We start from the raw sequence: 20,287 nt of genomic DNA on the forward strand, positions 1-20,287 counted from the left end.
CAAGCTGTCGGAACCCCGGTAAGGCATTTCCCTGACAGCCCCTTACGGGATGGGTCTACTAAGATTACGCAATCGTGATTGCGGTGATGCGGCGTATATAAGGAGCGGTTTTCTGGACTGCAAGGCGAGAAATGGCCTGGAATCCAGCAAAACGAATGTGTTGCCTTCAATTTTTACAGTAGCCGGAAAAGGGTCTGCTTTGCACCTTCAAACCGTGCAAATCTTGCATGCCGAGCCTTGCGCGGGACGTGCTCCCGCAAGGCGTCTTATCCGGTCTCAATACTGTCTGCTGTCTCCTATTGCCCCATGATGAGATCGAGCAGGGTCGTGCGACGTGGCTGCGCCCCTGATGTTGCCTGCGGTCCGCCGACATCCCCGGGCGGCACCATGTCGTCGTAACCGCCGCCGGCGACATCGGCGGGCGGCACAGGGCCGCCATTCACCGGCATCGCCGTCTGCCGCTGTCCGGGTGCCGGCGGATAGCGGTTCAGGTCGGCATTGCCGCCGAAGACACCGGAAATGATGCTTCCAACCGTAGACGGCTGCTCGGGCGCCGGCTGCGCCTGCGCCATCGGCTGGCCGTTGGCGGGATCGGTTCCAGGGTCGGAGAATGTCTGGCCCATGCCGAAAAGCGGTGCCGGCGAAAGCCCCTTATGCGCGGCGACCATGAATTCCTTCCAGGCCTTGGCCGGGAGCCCGCCGCCGGTCACCTTCTTCATCGGCGTGCCATCGTCATTGCCGAACCACACGCCCGTCGTCAGATTGCTGGTGAAGCCGACAAACAGCGCATCGCGCGAATTCTGCGTCGTACCGGTCTTGCCTGCTGCCTGCCAGCCGGGAAGCTTGGCGCTCGAGCCTGTACCGCCGTTGATGACGCCCATCATCATCATGTTCATTTCGGCGACGATCTGCTCGGAAAGCACGCGCGGCGGATTGTCGTAGGTATTCTCGTACAGCACCTTGCCTTCGGTGGTGGTCACCCGGCGGATCACATGCGGGGTTGCCTTGTAGCCACCGTTCATGAAGGCTGCATAGGAGGCCGTCAGCTCCATCAGTGACACTTCCGAGGTGCCGAGCGCGATCGAGGCATTGGGCTGCAGGTCTGATTCGATACCAAGGCGGTGGGCGAGTTTGATCACCTGATCCGGGCCGTCATACATCACAAGCTGGGCGGCCACCGTATTGAGCGACTTTGCGAGCGCAGTGCGGAGCGTCACTTCGCCATTATATTTCTTCTCGTAATTCTCCGGTGTCCAGTTGCCGATGCGGATCGGCGCGTCGTTGAAAACGGAATCCGGCGTCAGGCCCTTTTCGAGCGCGGCTGCATAGACGAATGGCTTGAAGGAGGAGCCCGGCTGGCGTTTGGCCTTGACGGCGCGGTTGAACTGGCTCGTCGCGTAATCCCTGCCCCCGACAAGCGCACGGATCGCGCCCGTACCGTCGATCGAGACGAGGGCGGCCTGCGACGCGTCGAACTTGCCGCCTTCCTTGTCGAGCACATCGACCAGCGACTGCTCGGCCTTCTTTTCGAGGTTCTTGTCGATGGTCGTATCGACGATGACGTCTTCCTTCACGTCGCCGACCAGCCCCTGCAGCTCGTCCATCACCATATCGGCGACATATTGTCCGGCGCCCGACCAGTAGCTGCGGGCAGAAGCCGGCGTCTGTGACATTGCCGTCTTGATCTCGCCGTCGCTGATATAGCCCTGGTCGCGCATCGCCTGCAGCACGATCTGCGCGCGGGCATTTGCGGCGTCCGGATCACGGGCCGGCGAAAGGCGCGACGGCGCTTTCACGAGGCCCGCAAGCAGTGCCGCTTCGCCGAGGTTCACATCGCGCGCCGACTTGTTGAAATAGCGGCGGGCGGCCGCTTCCACGCCATAGGCATTCGAGCCGAAATAGACGCGGTTCAGATACATCGCAAGGATCTGGTCCTTGGTGTATTTCTGCTCCAGCCAGAAGGAGAGCAGCACCTCCTGCACCTTGCGCTCCAGCGTGCGCTCGGGCGAGAGGAACAGGTTCTTGGCGAGCTGCTGCGTCAGCGTCGAACCGCCCTGGATCGGCTGGCCGGTCGCATTGTTGACGAAGGCACGCGCCAGCCCGAACGGATCGACGCCGAAATGCGAATAGAAGCGTCGGTCTTCGATGGCGATGATCGCTTCTGGAATATAGGGCGACATATTATCCAGCGACAACGCCTCGCCGCCGGTCGCACCGCGGTTGGCGATCGCGCTGCCGTTTACGGCGGTGATCTTGACGTTTGGCGGCCGTTCCGGGATTGCCCAGGTGCTGGCGCTCGGCATGCGCGAACCATAATAGAATACGAGGCCGGCAACACCGATGCCGGCCCAGATGCCAAGCACGATACACCAGTAGACGACCCTGCGCAGGAACGCGAACAGACCACCGCCTTCACGCTCGCGCGGCTCGGGACGACGTTTTGCCGGTACGCGGCGGGGAGCGGGCGATCGCGATGGACGCTTGGAGCCGTGCCGCCCGTCGATGCGGTCGTCGGCATCGAGCGCAAATTCGTCATCCTCCTCGCGGCCGCCACGGCCGTTGAAGGACGGTTCGATCCTGTCGTCTGATCTGCGTCTGGCTACCATCGTGGAGCGGCTGAACCCTTGCTCTAAGACCGCGCCCCCAGGCAACGGTTTTATCCGATTGAATTGTAAATGCGGCGAATTAACGGGCTGTTAAGAACAATACCAATACGGCCAAGTACTCTCCCTGCCTGCATTTTCTCCGTCAGCCAGCCGTGATTTCCCCGCATGGCTGCCATTCATTGTGGGCGTCACAAAACTGACATATATCGCCGCGACTTCGCTTCTCCCAAGAAGCAGGGCGCAATATCAGGCAGAAAATGACGATCGATCCCGACAAGATGGACGAAGCTCGCCTCCGCGAAGTCTGGAGCGTGCATGCCTTTGCGCAGCATTATCGCCTCGACAGGGTGGAGGAGAGCCGGTTGAAGATGCTGCTTGGCCCTTATGCAGAGATGCGTGATCTGCTGGCGACCCAGCGTCGCACATCTTCCGGCTGGTGAGGGAACCAATAGGCTTTGCAGCAGTTTTATCGAGAGCGGGACATACCCCTCACGTCCCGCTCAGATCGGCCGTCTCCCCTCAACACGTGCCGATCGATATCAGGCCCGGCGTATCACCAGATACGTCGGGTCCTTTTCTTTAGGGGCGATAAGGCCCGCGCTCGCGATAATAATAATCCGGCCCGCGGCGCCAGCGGTCGCGTCGTTCAGATTTTAGATTGTTTTTCAAAGACTTATGGCAGCGCTCAGGATGAGCGCAGCTTGAACGGCGATCAAGGTTTTTCACGAGGCCTTGAAATGTGAAAGGCGGCTTCCGATATAAGGTTTCAGAAATCGCAGCCCGGAGATGTTGTGCGCGTTATCGTCGCATCGTTTCCGCGATCTGGTTGAACTAGCCGTTTACCGGCAGTAAACCTTTCGGGATCACTCTGGCTGTGCACTATCCGCTTCTCCTTTGACCACGGATGTACTGGCACCGAGATGAGGCGGATAACGGAAGGCCGGTTTGCCCCGGCCTTTTTGTTTGCAGATTTCGGATGGCGTGCCGCGCAGACCGCGGGCACGCCTTTTTTATTTCAAGCCTTCAGTGCGGCAAGGATGCGCACCCAGGAGCGGATGCCCTTGTGGTAGGAGGCGAGCTCGTACTTTTCGTTCGGTGAATGGATACGGTCGTCGGAGAGGCCGAAGCCGACGAGCAGGGATTCCATGCCGAGCATTTTCTGAAAATCTCCGACGATCGGGATCGAGCCACCCATGCCGATGACAATGGCAGGCTTTGGCCATTCATCGGAAAGCGCGTTGCGCGCCTTGGTCAGAACAGGCGAGTCATAGGAAAGATGAATGGCCGGCGAGGCGCCATGCGGATGGAACTCGACCGAGCAGTCGGCCGGGATCTTCGAGCGAACGTAGTTGCGGAAGCTTTCACGGATCGCTGCCGGATCCTGCGTACCGACGAGGCGAAAGGAGACTTTCGCCGATGCCTTTGCGGCAATGACAGTCTTGAAGCCTTCACCGGTATAGCCGCCCCAGATGCCGTTGACCTCGGCTGTCGGGCGCGCCCAGGTGAGTTCCAGGACCGAGCGGCCCTTTTCGCCCGAGGGAATGGAGAGGCCGACTTCGCCGAGGAAGTTTTCCGCTGACTTGCCGAGCGCCTCCCAGGATGCCTTGATGTTGGCGGGCGTTTCCTCCACACCGTCGTAGAAGCCTTTAAGTGTAATGCGGCCGGTCTCGTCATGCAGGCCGGCAAGCGCTTCCACGAGAATATGGATCGGGTTGGCGGCGGCACCGCCGAACAGGCCGGAATGCAGGTCGCGGTCGGCGGCCGTCACCACGATTTCTTCACCGACAAGGCCGCGAAGAGCAGCCGCGATTGCCGGCGTATCGCGATCCCACATGCTCGTGTCGCAGACGAGGGCGTAATCGGCCTTGAGCTCAGTGGCATTGGCTTCGAGGAACGGCTTCAGCGACGGCGATCCGGACTCTTCCTCGCCTTCGAAAAGGATGGTGACGCGGCAGGGAAGCGCGCCGTTGATCTCCTTATAGGCGCGGCAGGCCTCGACGAAGGTCATCAGCTGGCCCTTGTCGTCGGCCGTGCCGCGGCCGGTCAGGATCTTGCGGCCGTTGCCGGCATCCTTGATGGCCGGATCGAAGGGGTCGTTTTCCCAGAGCTCGATCGGATCGACCGGCTGCACGTCATAGTGACCGTAGAACAAGACGTGGGGCGCATCAGCCGAGGCACCTTCGTGATGGGCGACCACCATAGGGTGGCCGGGCGTGTCGCGAACCGAGGCATCAAAGCCAAGCGTCTTGAGATAGGCTACCAGCCACTCGGCTGCCTTGCGGCATTCGGCCTTATAGGCCGGATCGGTCGAGATCGACTTGATGCGCAAGAGCTCGAACAGCTTTTCGAGGCTTGAATCGAGATTCTTGTCGGCACGCGCAAGGATGGGATTTAGTTCGGTCATTTCCGACTCCTTCTGAAATTCGGCCGGACGATAGACCCAATCGGCTGCGGTTTCGAGCGTCAAATTTCAAGATGTTATGTTGGCACCAAATGCTACAATAGATAAAGTAGTGACATTAAATGCAATTTACGGTTATTTAGCACAATCTAAATAACATCGTGCAGAGGTCGACTTTCGAGGTGGCGAATGTTCTCGGTTATTGCCTGCATCAGGGATAATCATGACTGGCGGCTGGTCGTTGCCGCTGTGATCGTCTGCCTCGTTGGCAGCCTGACGACCATGCTCCTTCTTTTCCGTGCCCAGGAATGCGATGTCGGCCAGCGAAAGCTCTGGATCGGCACGTCAGCCTTTGCCTGCGGCGTGGGTGTATGGGCAACGCATTTCATCGCGATGCTCGCTTATGATGGCGGCATGCCGATCAGCTACGATCTGCGCCTTACCTTTCTCTCGGTATTCCTGTCGATTTTCGGCTCCTGGGTGGCCATACTGATCGCGTCGGAGGGCAGGACCGGCTATTCCCTTGCTTTTAGTGGCTTGCTGATGGCGCTTGGCATCACGGCCATGCATATGACTGGCATGCAGGCGATCGAGGCCCCGGCCGTCATCGTCTATGATGCCTTCACGTCGGTCGTTGCTTTCTGCTCCTGCGCGGTTCTGGCGACGGTAGCCTTCCTCGTCTTCTTCCAGTTGAAAGGCATGAAACGCTTCGCCGCCTCCTCCGGCGCCTTTGTGCTGGCGATCTGCACGCTGCATTTCATCTCGATGAGCAGCATTACGCTGGTGCCCGACCCAACGCGCGAGGTGCCGGCGATGGCGCTCCAGCCCGAGGTTCTTGCGGTGATCGTCATGGTTGTCGCAACCGGCCTCATCCTCATGGCCTTCGGCGCAGTCTTCCTCGAAAGCCATCTGACCGATCTTCGCGGCCTTGCCAACGTTTCGCAGGAGGGCCTCGTCATCCTGCGCGAAGGCAGGATCATCGACACCAATGAGCGCTTCCTGACCCTGTCTGGCTGGAAGCTTGCGGAACTCACTGGCAACATTCCCTCTGCCGTCCTGGCTCTCATCCATGTTGGGCAGGAGAGTGATCAGCGGGAAATGCTGCTGATTGCCAAGGACGAGAGGGAGATCCGTGTCGAGGTCGTCACGCGGCGGATCGTCTATCGCGGGCGCCATTGCGATGTTCTCGTCGTTCGTGACCTCACCCAGCACAGGCGCGCCGAAGAGATGAGCGAGCATCTCGCCCATCATGATGTTTCGCCAGGCTCTGCAGGTCGCTGAGCTAGAGTGGGCGCAGATTTTCGGCATGCCGAGGCCAAGGTAATAAAGCTCAAGCGCAACCGCGCCGCCCCAGAGCGATTCAGAGTGCCTTGGCGTTGTTGATGAGGCGCCGGATATATTCGAGCATCAGCTCCCGCTCGAAGACTCGAAAGCCCTTGAAGAGCGCAAGATCGGCCTCGCGTGCCGTATCGATGGCCTCAGCCTCCATCGCCTTGGCTTTCTCGGAGAGGAAGATCAGTTGGGCGCGTTTGTCGGTTGGGTGTGGGCGCCGCTCGATCAGCCCGTCGCGCACCATGCGGGAGAGCGTGTTGGCCATCGTCGCTTGTTCGATATCGACGCGCTCCAGAAGCTGCTTCTGGGTGAGCCCGTCTTCGGCCCAAAGTTCCAGAAGTATGGGGAACTGGCCGGGAGAAAAACCGAGTCCTGCCGCGCGCTGATGTAGCGAGCGGGCAAAACCCTTGGCCAGCTGGCTGGCAAGGTAGGCACCGGAATCCATTCGATTAAATCCCATGATTGTAAATTAGGCTCAAAATCGTGCAGTAGACAATGCAACAAATCGCATACGATCCATCAAAACATATGCGGCAAGCTCTTAAATTTTCGAGAGGTGAAGCGCCTGGCTGAAAAACAAAGCCGCCATGGCCTGGAGGATGGCCATGGCGGCTTGAAAATGGGGACAAAGGCCCGGAGAGGGGGATGAGGCCTTTGTCCAAGCCTGACGCGGCGGGGGACAAGCCGGCTATCAGACCCGCGGCGCGATCAAACGCCGGTAGGTGTGATTTGTGATTGAGAATGTGGTTTTTCAAGGGAAAGAGAAAAAACCGCCTATTACAAATTGGTAACAGTTTGGTGAGGCGGAATCTTTTTGCGCACCCAAGTTTATATGGACCTTGAAAGGCCGCCGCGCTATCCATGCTGCCATGAAAAAAGGCGATCACCTCTTCCTTATCGACGGTTCGGGTTTCATCTTCCGGGCCTTTCACGCTTTGCCCCCGCTGACACGCAAATCCGACGGCCTGCCGGTCGGCGCCGTCTCCGGTTTCTGCAACATGCTTTGGAAGCTGCTGAGAGATGCACGCGGTACCGATGTGGCTGCCACGCCCACCCATCTTGCCGTCATTTTCGACTACTCGTCGAAGACCTTCCGCAAGGATCTCTATGACGCCTATAAGGCGAACCGTTCGGCGCCGCCCGAAGAGCTGGTGCCGCAGTTCGGCCTGATCCGCGAAGCGACGCGCGCTTTCAATCTGCCTTGCATCGAGACGGAAGGTTTCGAGGCCGACGATATTATCGCGACCTATGCCCGCGAGGCCGAAGCTGTCGGCGCCGATGTGACGATCGTCTCCTCCGACAAGGATCTGATGCAGCTCGTCACCTCGAATGTCCACATGTACGACAGCATGAAGGACAAGCAGATCAGCATCCCCGATGTCATCGAGAAATGGGGTGTGCCGCCGGAAAAGATGATCGACCTGCAGGCGATGACCGGCGATTCCGTCGACAATGTTCCCGGCATCCCCGGCATAGGCCCGAAGACGGCCGCCCAGCTTCTCGCTGAATATGGCGATCTCGATACGCTTCTCGAGCGTGCCCATGAGATCAAGCAGGAAAAGCGCCGCCTGACCATTCTCGAAAACATCGACAAGGCAAAGCTCTCCCGCGAGCTGGTGCGGCTTCGCACCGACGTACCGCTGGAACTCGATCTCGACGCGCTCGTCCTGGAACCACAGAATGGCCCCAAGCTGATCGGTTTCCTGAAGACCATGGAGTTCACGACGCTGACGCGTCGTGTCGCGGAATTCTGCAATTGCGATGCCAGTGAGATCGAGCCAGCCTTCGTGAAGATCGAATGGGGTGCGGATGCGCATGGCCCGGATCTCGACGCCGAGGAGCCGAAGCCTGTCGCCGGCGCTGTGCCTGACATAGGTGGGGAAGCCGTCGCCGTTCCGCCGCGCGCGAAAGCGAAGACCGCGGTCGAAGGCACGTTTGCGCCTGCGGATCTTGCCAAGGCACGTGCGGAGGCCTTTGCGAGCCTGCCGTTCGACCATTCCTCCTATGTGACGATCCGCGACCTTGCGACCCTCGACCAATGGATCGCCGATGCCAGGGATACCGGCCTCGTCGCCTTCGATACGGAAACGACCTCGCTCGACGCCATGCAGGCCGAGCTCGTCGGTTTCTCGCTGGCGATTGCCGACAACACCGCCGATCCGACCGGCACGCGGATCCGTGCTGCCTATGTGCCCATCAACCACAAGACGGGTGTCGGTGATCTGCTCGGTGGCGGTCTCGCCGACAACCAGATCCCGATGGGCGATGCGCTGTCGCGGCTGAAGGCGCTGCTGGAGGATGAATCGATCCTCAAGGTGGCGCAGAACCTGAAGTATGACTACCTGCTGATGAAGCGTTACGGCATCGAGACGAAGAGTTTCGACGATACGATGCTGATATCCTACGTGCTCGATGCCGGCACCGGCGCGCATGGCATGGACCCGCTGTCGGAAAAGTTCCTCGGCCACACGCCGATCGCCTACAAGGATGTCGCCGGCTCCGGCAAGTCGAACGTTACCTTCGACCTCGTCGATATCGAGCGCGCGACACACTATGCCGCCGAAGACGCCGAAGTGACGCTGCGTCTCTGGATGGTGCTGAAGCCGCGCCTTGCCGCCACCCAGCTGACGCGCGTCTATGAGCGCCTCGAACGTCCGCTCCTGCCGGTTCTGGCTCGGATGGAAGCGCGCGGCATCACGGTCGACCGACAGATCCTTTCGCGCCTCTCGGGCGAACTGGCCCAGGGTGCAGCCAGATACGAGGATGAAATCTATCAGCTTGCCGGCGAGAGGTTCAATATCGGCTCTCCCAAGCAGCTTGGCGACATCCTGTTCGGCAAGATGGGTCTTGCCGGTGGCACCAAGACCAAGACCGGCCAGTGGTCGACCTCGGCAAGCGTGCTGGAAGACCTGGCGGCAGCCGGCTTCGAGCTGCCCCGCAAGATCGTCGACTGGCGCCAGCTCACCAAGCTGAAGTCTACCTACACGGATGCGCTTCCGGGTTACATCCATCCGGAAACGAAGCGGGTGCACACCTCCTATTCGCTGGCATCGACGACAACAGGCCGTCTTTCTTCCTCGGAGCCGAACCTTCAGAACATTCCGGTGCGCACCGCCGAAGGCCGCAAGATCCGCACCGCCTTCATTTCGTCGCCGGGTCACAAGCTGATCTCGGCCGACTATAGCCAGATCGAGCTGCGCGTGCTTGCCCATGTCGCCGAAATCCCGCAGCTCGTGCGCGCCTTCGAAGACGGCATCGACATCCATGCGATGACCGCTTCCGAAATGTTCGGCGTGCCGGTCGAGGGCATGCCGGGCGAAGTGCGCCGCCGCGCCAAGGCCATCAACTTCGGCATCATCTACGGCATTTCCGCCTTCGGCCTTGCCAACCAGCTTTCCATCGAGCGTTCGGAAGCCGGCGACTACATCAAGAAATATTTCGAACGCTTCCCCGGCATCCGCGATTACATGGAAAGCCGCAAGCAGATGGCCCGTGACAAGGGCTATGTCGAAACGATCTTCGGTCGCCGAATCAATTATCCGGAAATCCGCTCGTCGAATCCTTCCGTCCGCGCCTTCAACGAACGTGCTGCCATCAATGCGCCGATCCAGGGCTCGGCCGCCGATGTCATCCGCCGCGCCATGATCAAGATCGAGCCGGCGCTTGCCGAGGCCGGCCTTGCCGATCGGGCCCGCATGCTCTTGCAGGTGCACGATGAATTGATCTTCGAGGTCGAAGACGAGGATGTCCAACAGGCGATGCCGATCATCGTCTCGGTCATGGAAAACGCCACCTCGCCGGCGCTGGAAATGCGTGTGCCGCTTCGCGTCGACGCACGCGCCGCCACCAATTGGGACGAAGCTCACTAAAGCATGTCGCGCAAAAGTGTGTAACGGTTTTGCGGTAACGACATACGAAAACGAAAGCCTAAAGTGCGGCAAGCGAATCTGAAAGATCGCGACGCGCTTTAGGCGCTTCGTCAGATTACCCCAAAGATTTTTCCTGAAGAGTCAAATCTCTGAAACCAATGAGGTTTCGTCTTTTTGGTCGTCCCGGAACGAGACGGCTGGAAGGAACTTATTAACCTTCATTTCCTATCCGGAAGGATGTCAGAATTTACCAAGCGTGAGTGAGTAACTGTCGCATGCGTTTTCCTAGAACCAATTTGACGGATGCCGGAGATTTCTCTTCCGGACTTGAAGCTGAACATCCCGTGGAAAATGCACCCGTGGAATATGAGGGCGAAAAGCCGGTGCCGCCGCTCTGGCAGAGCAATTTCTCGCTCGCCCCGAACGTCCGCTTCACCCGCACGCCGGAAACGCTGATCAGCAAGCGCCGCGCGCCGGAAGAGCCAGGTCGTGAGGAAATCGTTGTGCCTCCCCCGCAGGCCGTAGCAGCGCCGCAACCCTTAGCAGCACCGCAGATGCGCGCGCCGATCACGGTGAACGTACCCTTCGATATCTATCTGCCCGAAGTGGCCGAACCGATCGCCGCGCCGCAGCCGGAACCTCAGCCGCAGCCCGTTGTCGCAGTTCCCGTCGAAACCACGCTACGCGCAGCAACAGAGCTTTCCTCCATTTCGGATTTCGCCTTCTGGGAAGTCATGGCCTTCGAGGAGGCAGATGTCAGTCCGTCGCGTACCCCGGTCATCGCATTGCAGCAGGCCGAACCCGAATCGATCACCTCGCGCTTCCGCATCATGGAATGGCGCCCGGGCCGGCATAATCCGGCGCCGGTGGCACCGCGCGCAACGCTGCCTGTCACACCCGCGCCAGCCCGCCCCGCACGTCCTCCGGCTGTACGTGCTGCCCAGGCTCCGGTCGCCCCAACTCCGGTCGCTCAGGCTCCGATAGTTCAGGCCTCAGCAGCTCAGGCTCCAGCAGCTCAGGCTCCAGTAGTCCAAGCACCAGTAATTCAGCCGCCTGTGGTTCAGTCGAATCAGGCACCGGCGGATGTCCGGCCCGCGTCGCGTGTCGAAATCGCCGCACCTGCACTGTCCCCGGTTCGTCCGGCCCGCATGATCGTCGAGAAGGTCGATGCATCGGGCTACGAATTCCCGCCGCGCGCCCTGTTGCAGGAGCCGCCGGAGCGGCTCGGCGAGATCATGTCGCAGGAAACGCTCGAGCAGAATGCCGGCCTCTTGGAAAGCGTGCTGGAAGATTTCGGCATCAAGGGCGAGATCATCCATGTCCGCCCCGGCCCGGTCGTCACACTCTATGAATTTGAGCCGGCGCCGGGTGTAAAATCATCCCGCGTCATCGGCCTTGCCGATGATATCGCCCGCTCCATGTCGGCGCTGTCTGCCCGTGTTGCTGTCGTTCCCGGCCGCAACGTCATCGGCATCGAACTACCAAATGCGACACGTGAAACCGTCTATTTCCGCGAGATGATCGAGAGCGACGATTTCGATAAGAGCGGCTACAAGCTGGCGCTCGGCCTCGGCAAGACGATCGGCGGCGAACCCGTGATCGCCGAGCTTGCCAAGATGCCGCATCTGCTCGTCGCAGGTACCACCGGCTCGGGCAAATCCGTTGCCATCAACACGATGATCCTGTCGCTGCTCTACCGCATGACGCCGGAGCAGTGCCGCCTCATCATGGTCGATCCCAAGATGCTGGAACTCTCCGTCTATGACGGCATTCCGCACCTGCTGACGCCCGTCGTTACCGATCCCAAGAAAGCCGTGATGGCGCTGAAATGGGCGGTGCGCGAGATGGAAGAGCGGTATCGCAAAATGTCGCGCCTCGGCGTGCGCAATATCGACGGCTATAATGGCCGCGTCTCCCAGGCCCGCGAAAAGGGCGAGACCATCCATATCATGGTCCAGGTTGGCTTCGACCGGCAGACGGGTGCGCCGATCGAGGAGCAGCAGGAGCTGGATCTCGCGCCGATGCCCTATATCGTCGTCATCGTCGACGAAATGGCCGACCTGATGATGGTCGCCGGCAAGGAGATCGAAGGGGCGATCCAGCGTCTGGCGCAGATGGCGCGTGCCGCCGGCATCCATCTCATCATGGCAACCCAGCGTCCATCGGTCGATGTCATTACCGGCACGATCAAGGCGAACTTCCCGACCCGCATTTCCTTCCAGGTGACCTCGAAGATCGACAGCCGCACGATCCTCGGCGAACAGGGCGCTGAACAGCTGCTCGGCCAGGGCGACATGCTGCATATGCAGGGCGGCGGCCGCATCTCCCGTGTCCACGGCCCCTTCGTTTCCGACGCGGAAGTCGAAAAGGTCGTGGCACACCTGAAGACGCAGGGCCGGCCGGAATATCTCGATACGGTCACGGCCGGCGAGGAAGAAGAAGCCGAGGATGAAGAGGACGGCGCCGTCTTCGACAAGAGCGCCATGGGCGCCGAGGATGGCGACGAGCTCTACCAGCAGGCCGTCAAGGTCGTCATGCGCGACAAGAAGTGCTCGACCTCCTATATCCAGCGCCGCCTCGGCATCGGCTATAACCGCGCTGCCTCGCTCGTCGAGCGCATGGAGAAGGAAGGGCTGGTCGGCCCGGCAAACCATGTCGGCAAGCGTGAAATTGTCTCGGGGCGCGGCGACGGCGAATAATCGGATCGCGGCTGGTTATCCTTCCTCGGAGGCCAGCCGCAGCGTCTCGAGCACGAAGTCACGCTTGCCGCCGGTATAATAATCCCAATCGTCATTTGCCTCGCCCATGAGCTTCATCTTAAGGGCGGCATAGGCCTCTGCTCTTCCCGGATGTGAGCGCAGATAGTCCCGAAAAGCGATCCGGTCTCCCAGCACGGCATTATCCGTCGTGCAGAGATAAAGCCGCGCGCCGTACGAGCCCTTGCCGCTGGTGAATGTCCAGGTCTGCTGCTGGTACTTGTCGCCATGGAAGGTGTAGGTGCCGAGCGATTGCACACGTTCGATCGCCTCGGGAAGCGCATCCGCATGCACAAAAGCGGCATGCAGATCGATCTTCGGCTTGGCCGCCAGTCCTGGGACGGATGTGCTGCCGACGTGATGAAAGACGGGAAAGAGATCGGCAAGAAACGGCTCAAGCTCGCCGACGATCTGACGGAAGAGAGACGGCCATTCCGGGTCATAGTCGACGACACGAATGGCCATTCTCGTTTCCTGTCTCGTTCAGACGATTTCCTTCAGGAAACCATCCAGGATGTCGATCATCTTGCGCTCGGCCTCTTCCAGCGAGTCACTGTTGTCGAGCTCCACGACATCGTAGTCGCCACGCACCGTCAGCGGGCCGCGGGCGAGGCGGGCCATGATGTCCTCATGCGTCTCGCGGCCGCGCGCTTCCAGGCGGCTGGCCAGCACTTCCGGGCGAGCCGTCACATTGATGACCTTCAGCCGCGGAAAGGCGGCTTGGAAACGGTGCAGCGCCGAACGTGAACCATTCGCAACGACAATGTGGCCCTTGGAAAGTGCTACGGAAACCTCCCCCGGGATGGCGTATTTGAGACCATGCGCCTCCCACCAGACGGCAAAGGCGCCGGCCTGCTCCATCGATGCGAATCCGGCATCCGAAACGGCGAGATGCTCTTCTCCGCCGGCAGCGCCGTCACGGGTGATGATGCGGCGGGCAAAATGCACGTCTTCCCGGCGATCGAAATGCCGGGCCGCAAGGTTCATCAGCGTGTCTTTGCCAGCCCCGCTCGGACCGACGACGACGACCATGATGCCGCGCTCGGCACCGGCGCCCGGATGGGGTTCGTGTGACATCATCATGCGACACGGCGTCCTTCACGCCAGACGGAACGGGTCACCGGCACGCCATGCGAGCGGTGGACGCGGACAAGATCGGCACGCAGGCCGGTTTCGATGCGGCCGCGATCGTTGAGGCTGACGGTGCGTGCTGGCGTTGCCGTCACCATTGCAATTGCCTTCGACAACGTAATGCCCTCAACTTCGTCGGCAAGGATGAAAGGCGCATGCAGCAGGCTGAGCGGCACATAGTCGGATGAAAGCACGTCGAGAACACCGAGCTGCGCCAGATCACGCGCGGCGATATTGCCGGAGTGCGATTTGCCGCGCACGATGTTCGGCGCGCCCATCAGAACGCTCATGCCGTTTTCATGCGACAGCCGGGCTGCGTCTATGCTGGTCGGGAATTCGGCCAGGCGAACGCCGTTTTCAATCGCCTCGTCGACATGGGAAGATGTGGCGTCGTCATGGCTCGCAACTGTGATGCCGCGTTCGGCGCAGACCTTGGAGATCGCGTCGCGATTTGGTGTCGAATTGCGATCGGACTCGGCGATGCGTCTGGCGCAGAAGCGGGCGAACTCCTCATCGGAAAGACCGCGCTTCTTCTGATAGTAAAAGATGTACTGGTCCATTGTCTGGAACTGGCGCTGGCCGGGCGCATGGTCCATCAGCGAGACGAGACGAACATAAGGGTCGTTTTCAAAATCGGCGAAGTGCTGCAGCACGTTGTCGGCTGAAACCTCGCAACGCAGATGGATGAGATGCTCGGCACGCAGGCGCCCTTCCTTTTCGGCGGACTGAATGGCATCGGCCATCTCGCGCATTTCGCCGTGCTCGAAGCCGCCGTCTTCGTCAGCACCCATGCGCAGGCAGTCGAAGACCGTGGTGATGCCCGAGGTGACGATCTGCGCATCATGGGCCTGGATGGCCGCCGTCTTGTTCCAGCGGATGCCCGGACGCGGCGAATAGTGGCCTTCCAGATGGTCCGTGTGCAGCTCGACGAGACCGGGAATGATGTAGTCGCCCTCAAAGTCTTCGCCGGCTACCGAATTGCCTTCCGAAATATCGGCGATCTTGCCGTCGCGGATCAGGATAGAGCCCGAAAGAATATCGTCCTCGAGAACGATACGGGCGTTTGAAAGAACGGTTTCTTTGCTCATGTCAGAAAATCTTTCAGCTTTTGGCGCCAGCAAGAGGCAGCCATGTGTGGACTTTGAAAGGCGCGCCGCGCGCCTCCTCGCTAAAGACGGCAAGGCCGGAAATGCGAAGCGGCCTGCCGGTAAAAGCTGCGAAACGCTCCGTCAGGATCGCCCTCATCACTTCCGCGCGCTCTTCCGGCACCTGGCCGGTTAACGTCATGTGGAAGCCGAAGTCATCCATGACATATGGATAGCCCCAGCGCATGAGATTATTGCGCTGGCTCTCAGAGAGCCTTTCCGGTTTGCGCCTGATAATATCGGCCTCGGAAAGTGCCGCCCGGAATGGTTCGAAAGACTTTACCACCTTTGCCGCGAAATCCTGAAGCGGTTGGTGCAGCGAACCTGGCACAAGAGCAAAGAAGCGACCGAGCTGGCCGAGCACCAGCTCCGGGATTTCAAAGGCCGGCGTGTTGGCGGCGAAATCTTCGACGACCGCCATCAGGTCCTTTTCGGTCACGGTGGAGGCAAGCTCGAAGGGCGCCTTGATCGTCGCATGGAAGCCATAGCGGCGCGGATCCGCTGTCAATTCGAATTGTTCGCCAGCCGGCAATGTCTCGTATTCGGGTGCAGGATAGGCCTCGCCGGTAAAGGCATCACGGCCGAGCCAGACGGAGGCCGCATCCGTCAGGGGATCATCCTTGGACGGCGAAAAATAGAGAGCGTAGCGCAAGGCTTTTATCCTGGAGATCGTCCGAACGGGGAGGGCAATGTGCAGTGATTTGGCGGCGAACCGCAAGCACGCTCCGGCTAAAAGATTTCCATGACAGAATGATGATGACGGCAGGGCCGTCATCATCTTTTACTTGGGCTCAATGACCGGCCTGGGTGCCCATCAGGCGATGGCGCAGCGCGTTCGATGCGGCGTCGAACAGGAAGACGACGATCAGGATCAGGATGACCATGTAGGCGACATTTTCCCAGTTGGAGTTGGTGCGCATGGCCTCCCAGAGCTTGAGACCGATACCGCCGGCGCCGACGGCGCCAATGATCGTTGCGCCGCGCACGTTCGATTCCCACTGGTAGAGTGTCTGGCTGACGATAACAGGAACGATCTGCGGCATGATGCCGTACCGATGAACGAGTACGGTCGAGGCGCCTGTCGACTTCACGCCTTCACGCGGCTTGTTGTCGATGTTCTCAAGGCCTTCCGAATAGAGCTTTCCAAGCGTGCCGGTCTCCGTGAGGAAGATGGCGCCGGAACCGGCAAGCGGACCCGGACCGAAGGCGCGCGTCAGGAAGAGCGCCCAGATCAGCATGTCGACCGAGCGCAGGAAATCAAAGGAGCGTTTCAGAGCCTGATTGAGGAACCTGTTCGGCGTGATGTTACGCGCCGCCATGAAGGCGAGCGGGAAGGCCGCGAGCGAGCCGAGCAGCGTGCCGAGGAAGGCCATCACGATGGTCTGGAAGAGCTTGGTCCAGACGTCGCCATGCTGCCATTCGCTGTTGTTCCAGATGCTATCGAAGGCGAGTGACAGGTTCGACTGGTCGGGATGGATGCGCGGGCCGGAAACGATAAGGCTGATGACTTCGCTTGCCGGCTTGTCGAAAAAGGGCGACTGCGTGTCGAAGACAAAGTTCGCCCAGCCGATGAAGCGCTTGCGCACCTTCACGCGATCGACCGAGATGCTGACATCGCCGGCAAAGCCAAGATTGGCGAGCACGTTATCGTCATAGACCGTCATCCAGTTCGGAACCGGACCTACAACCTTCGGCGCGCCACTGGTAACGTCGACCGGCACCGTGACGCCATGGGCTGTGATCACCGTCTGGCTCTTGCTGACGGTCACCGTGCGGCCGCTGCCGCTGACGAGAACCGTGATGCTGCCATCGGCATTGGCCTTCACCCAGTCCGGATGCGGATCGTCGCCAAGCGGCGAAAAGCGCGGGTAACGTGTCTGGATCGTGCCATCATCCTCGAGACGGAATTCCGGCTGCACATCGTAGCTGATCCACTGGCTCATATAGATGCCGAAGCGTTCCCAATGGGCTTCGGCGATGACTTTCGGCAGGTCGAAGAACCAGACGGCGTAGCTGCCGTAGAGGATCGTCGCGAGAACGATCAGCAGGCCACCGAAACGCTGGCGAAAGGACCGGTGGAAATATTCCGGGTAGCGCGTTTCGATCTCATGCATGCGGTTTGCGTCGATTACCGTCATGGCGGCCTCAATGTTGCAGGAGGAAGGCGTGTTCGCCGACGAGCCGGCGGCGCAGCCAGGCGGAGAACTGGTCGACCGCGACGATCGTCACGAAGAGCAACAGCACCAGCGCCACGGTCTTGGCACCGAAGCCGCGGGAAATGGAGAGCTTGAGCTCTTCACCGATACCGCCGCCGCCGACGGCGCCGATGATGGTGGATGCGCGCACGTTGATCTCAAGGCGCAGCAGCGCGTAGGACGCATAGTTCGGCATGACCTGCGGCAGCGCGGCGAAACGCACGCGCTCTATCCAGTTCGCGCCGACGGCCCTCATGCCTTCGTCCGGTTTCATGTCGATATTCTCGGCGACTTCGTAGAAGAGCTTGCCGAGTGCGCCGATCGTATGGAGCGTGATCGCGATGATGGCGGCTACCGGACCGATCGACAGGATTGCCGAAAACAGGCCGGCGATGACGATCTCGGGAAAAGCGCGCAGAAATTCCATGAGGCGCTTGGTAAAGATGCGCAGCGGCCAGTTCTTCGTCAGATTGCGCGCTGCAAAGAAGCTGAGCGGAACCGCGAAGATGAAGGCGATGATGGTCGAGACGAGCGCGATATTGATCGTGATGATCATCAGCTCGAAATATTCGGGAATATAGAAATCGCCCCAGACGTAGACGCGGCCCTTGAAGAAGTTGAATTCTTCGCCGCCCTTGTCGTTCGGGCTCGCTATGTCGAAAAGCGCGCGCCAGACGTCGGCCCAGTCCTTCGGGATCAGCCAGCTCAGGAAGTCGAAAAGGTGCGGAAGGCGGTCGAAGAAGTGACCGGCATTGCTTTCGTCGGCAAAACGCACGGAGCTTACGAAGGCCGCGAACAGGATGACCAGACCGAGGATGGTGTAGAAGCGCCGCCTGGCGATCATCTTGTCCCAAGCGGTGGCGATATCCTTCGTGCTCTGCATCGGCACATGCGGTTGTGTATCGGCAATAGTCATGAGCGCCTCGCCTGGTCACAAGAAAAAGGGCGGCCGTTGCCGGCCGCCCCGTATACGAATGGCGCAATTAGCCGCCGATGGCAGCCTTACGAACTTCTACAACGGCGTTGTAGAAGTCGTGCTTGACCGGGGAGTAGCCCTTGTAGTCGCCGCCTTCGATAGCTGCGAAGCACTTGTGGTCCTTCTCCGGCAGAGCGGTGAAGAAGGTGGTGAGCTTCTTCTGCCATTCTTCGCCGAGAGCGTTGCGAACGACGAGCGGGCCGTTCGGGATCAGCGGCGAACGCCATACTTCAACCAGCTTGTTCGGGTCGACGGCGCCCTTGTCGACTTCCTTGCGGAAGGTACCGGAGGTGTAGCCGTCCTTGAAATCGCCGATGCCCGAAGAGTCGTCAACAGCAACGTCGACCTTGCCATCATAAGCAGCGAGAAGGTTGTTCTCGTGGCCGCCGTTGAACTGCGTGGAAGAGAAGAACTTGTCGTTCGGCATGCCCGTGTCCTTCGGGATCTGCGTCAGCGGAACGAGGTAGCCCGAGGTGGAGTCCGGATCGGCGTAGCCGAGCTTCTTGCCCTTGGCGTCCTTGATCGTCTTGATGCCGGAGGACTTCAGAGCGAGACCGATCGAGTAGTAACCCGTGGAGCCATCCTTCTGCTGCGTCGTCAGGATCGGCGTAACAGCCTTGGCGTCCTTGATGTAAACAGCTGCGTAGCCGGAAGCGCCGAGTTCAGCGAAGTCGAGCGTGCCGCCGAGGAGACCCTGGATAACGCCGTCGTAGTCAGCAGCCGGGAAGAGCGAAACCTTCTCGAAGCCGAATTCCTGTTTCAGGTGGTCTGCAAGGCAGGCGTAGTTGCGCAGGCGGTCGGTTTCGTTTTCGCCGCCGAGAATGCCGATGCGGAATTCCTTGAGGTCAGCGGCATTGGCAGCGCCGGCTGCGAGCGACAGCATCGCCGTCGCAGCAAAAAGTGCTTTCTTCAACATGGGTTCTCTCCTGAATGACCGGGGCTCGGTCGTTTTGTTAAGAAGAAATGTGCCCTTGACGAGGGCATTCGATCGCGGCCGTCCCTCTCACAGACCGGCCAGCGCCAGCGGTTGGTTGCCGGCGGATTGGTTTTCGGCTCCTTCCGGAGCCATGTTGATTGCTGTCGACGTCATCGTTTCGTCGATGCCCGCGCCATCCTTGTCCGTGCCATAGATTTCCTTCACGGCCTCGGTGGTCAGTTCGGAGGGCTTGCCGTCGAAGACGACGCGGCCACCCGCCATGCCGACGATGCGTTCGCAGTAGTTGCGGGCCGTATCGAGCGTATGCAGATTGGTGATCACTGTGATGCCTTCGCGCTCGTTGATGTCACGCAGCGCATCCATGACGATCTTTGCATTCAAGGGGTCGAGCGAAGCGATCGGCTCGTCGGCCAGAACCATCTTCGGATTCTGCATCAGCGCGCGGGCGATCGCCACGCGCTGCTGCTGGCCGCCCGAAAGCGTGCCGGCGGCCTGCAGCGCCGTCTGTTCGATGCCGAGGCGCTCGAGTGCGGCGATCGCCTGGATGCGTTCTTCGCGGCTGAAGACGTTGAGGAGGCTAAGGATCGTCGAGCGGTGGTTCAGGCGGCCAAGCATGACGTTGGTCAGTACGTCGAGACGCGCCACGAGATTGAACTGCTGGAAGATCATCGCGCAGTCGCGCTGCCAGTTGCGCAACGCCTGGCCGCGAAGGCCGGAAACCTCGACACCACCGAAATGGATAGTGCCGGAGGAGGGCTCCTGCAGGCGGTTGATCATGCGCAGGAGCGTGGACTTGCCGGCGCCCGAACGGCCGATGATGCCGACCATCTGGCCCTGTGGAATGTCCAGCGTTACGGAATCAACGGCGAGCTTCTTTCCGAACCGGCGTGTGACATTCTTCAGTTCGAACATCATGCTCTTCCTTCGCATTACAGCCTT

14 protein-coding genes and 1 pseudogene are annotated in these 20,287 nt (G+C 60.2%); 4 read left to right on the forward strand and 11 right to left on the reverse strand.

The genetic code is table 11. The features are described from left to right. Positions 1 to 296: 296 nt before the first annotated feature. Positions 297 to 2,606 carry a transglycosylase domain-containing protein gene (locus tag AB4Z13_RS27610; RefSeq protein WP_442207337.1) on the reverse strand — a complete coding sequence of 770 codons (2,310 nt, stop codon included), beginning with the start codon at positions 2,604 to 2,606 and terminating at the stop codon, positions 297 to 299. Between the two features lie 257 nt (positions 2,607 to 2,863). Between AB4Z13_RS27610 and AB4Z13_RS27615 the strand changes: the two genes are divergently transcribed. Next, positions 2,864 to 3,046, forward strand: a complete 183-nt coding sequence (locus AB4Z13_RS27615) for a hypothetical protein (protein ID WP_007813904.1) — start codon at positions 2,864 to 2,866, stop codon at positions 3,044 to 3,046. 575 nt (positions 3,047 to 3,621) lie between these two features. Here AB4Z13_RS27615 and AB4Z13_RS27620 read toward each other — a convergent pair. Further along, positions 3,622 to 5,010 (reverse strand): dipeptidase, encoded by a 1,389-nt coding sequence (locus AB4Z13_RS27620; protein WP_310379859.1) that lies wholly within the window; start codon positions 5,008 to 5,010, stop codon positions 3,622 to 3,624. Between the two features lie 186 nt (positions 5,011 to 5,196). On the opposite strand from AB4Z13_RS27620, the pseudogene AB4Z13_RS27625 reads away from it, so the two are divergent. Further along, positions 5,197 to 6,264 (forward strand): annotated as a pseudogene (locus AB4Z13_RS27625) (MHYT domain-containing protein); the annotation flags it as partial. Positions 6,265 to 6,367: 103 nt separating this feature from the next. Here the strand turns inward: AB4Z13_RS27625 and AB4Z13_RS27630 are convergent. Next, positions 6,368 to 6,784, reverse strand: coding sequence for a MarR family winged helix-turn-helix transcriptional regulator (locus AB4Z13_RS27630; protein WP_007813909.1), 417 nt, complete (start codon positions 6,782 to 6,784; stop codon positions 6,368 to 6,370). 424 nt (positions 6,785 to 7,208) lie between these two features. On the opposite strand from AB4Z13_RS27630, the gene polA reads away from it, so the two are divergent. Beyond that, positions 7,209 to 10,208, forward strand: coding sequence for a DNA polymerase I (gene polA / locus AB4Z13_RS27635; RefSeq protein ID WP_113320513.1), 3,000 nt, complete (start codon positions 7,209 to 7,211; stop codon positions 10,206 to 10,208). A 275-nt stretch (positions 10,209 to 10,483) separates the two neighbouring features. Further along, positions 10,484 to 12,907 (forward strand): DNA translocase FtsK, encoded by a 2,424-nt coding sequence (locus AB4Z13_RS27640; protein ID WP_113320514.1) that lies wholly within the window; start codon positions 10,484 to 10,486, stop codon positions 12,905 to 12,907. A 15-nt stretch (positions 12,908 to 12,922) separates the two neighbouring features. Here AB4Z13_RS27640 and AB4Z13_RS27645 read toward each other — a convergent pair whose 3' ends face one another. From AB4Z13_RS27645 to phnC, 8 genes are all read right to left on the reverse strand, one after another. After that, positions 12,923 to 13,429, reverse strand: coding sequence for a GrpB family protein (locus AB4Z13_RS27645; RefSeq protein WP_113320515.1), 507 nt, complete (start codon positions 13,427 to 13,429; stop codon positions 12,923 to 12,925). 18 nt (positions 13,430 to 13,447) lie between these two features. After that, on the reverse strand, positions 13,448 to 14,041 hold the full coding sequence (gene phnN / locus AB4Z13_RS27650; RefSeq protein ID WP_439017293.1) for a phosphonate metabolism protein/1,5-bisphosphokinase (PRPP-forming) PhnN: 594 nt from the start codon (positions 14,039 to 14,041) through the stop codon (positions 13,448 to 13,450). A 2-nt stretch (positions 14,042 to 14,043) separates the two neighbouring features. Beyond that, complete coding sequence (locus AB4Z13_RS27655) at positions 14,044 to 15,183, reverse strand: alpha-D-ribose 1-methylphosphonate 5-triphosphate diphosphatase (protein ID WP_113181385.1); 1,140 nt, start codon at positions 15,181 to 15,183, stop codon at positions 14,044 to 14,046. Between the two features lie 13 nt (positions 15,184 to 15,196). Beyond that, positions 15,197 to 15,892 carry a DUF1045 domain-containing protein gene (locus tag AB4Z13_RS27660; protein WP_113320516.1) on the reverse strand — a complete coding sequence of 232 codons (696 nt, stop codon included), beginning with the start codon at positions 15,890 to 15,892 and terminating at the stop codon, positions 15,197 to 15,199. Positions 15,893 to 16,031: 139 nt separating this feature from the next. Further along, complete coding sequence (gene phnE, locus AB4Z13_RS27665) at positions 16,032 to 17,378, reverse strand: phosphonate ABC transporter, permease protein PhnE (protein ID WP_439017006.1); 1,347 nt, start codon at positions 17,376 to 17,378, stop codon at positions 16,032 to 16,034. A 7-nt stretch (positions 17,379 to 17,385) separates the two neighbouring features. Beyond that, complete coding sequence (gene phnE / locus AB4Z13_RS27670) at positions 17,386 to 18,351, reverse strand: phosphonate ABC transporter, permease protein PhnE (protein ID WP_113320518.1); 966 nt, start codon at positions 18,349 to 18,351, stop codon at positions 17,386 to 17,388. 67 nt (positions 18,352 to 18,418) lie between these two features. Next, entirely contained in the window at positions 18,419 to 19,327 is a 909-nt protein-coding gene (gene phnD, locus AB4Z13_RS27675; protein WP_113320519.1) for a phosphonate ABC transporter substrate-binding protein, read from the reverse strand. A gap of 87 nt (positions 19,328 to 19,414) precedes the next feature. Then, positions 19,415 to 20,260, reverse strand: coding sequence for a phosphonate ABC transporter ATP-binding protein (gene phnC, locus AB4Z13_RS27680; RefSeq protein ID WP_439017007.1), 846 nt, complete (start codon positions 20,258 to 20,260; stop codon positions 19,415 to 19,417). Between the last annotated feature and the right edge of the window lie 27 nt (positions 20,261 to 20,287).

The organism is Rhizobium sp. YAF28, from assembly GCF_052113285.1.
Lineage (GTDB): Bacteria > Pseudomonadota > Alphaproteobacteria > Rhizobiales > Rhizobiaceae > Rhizobium.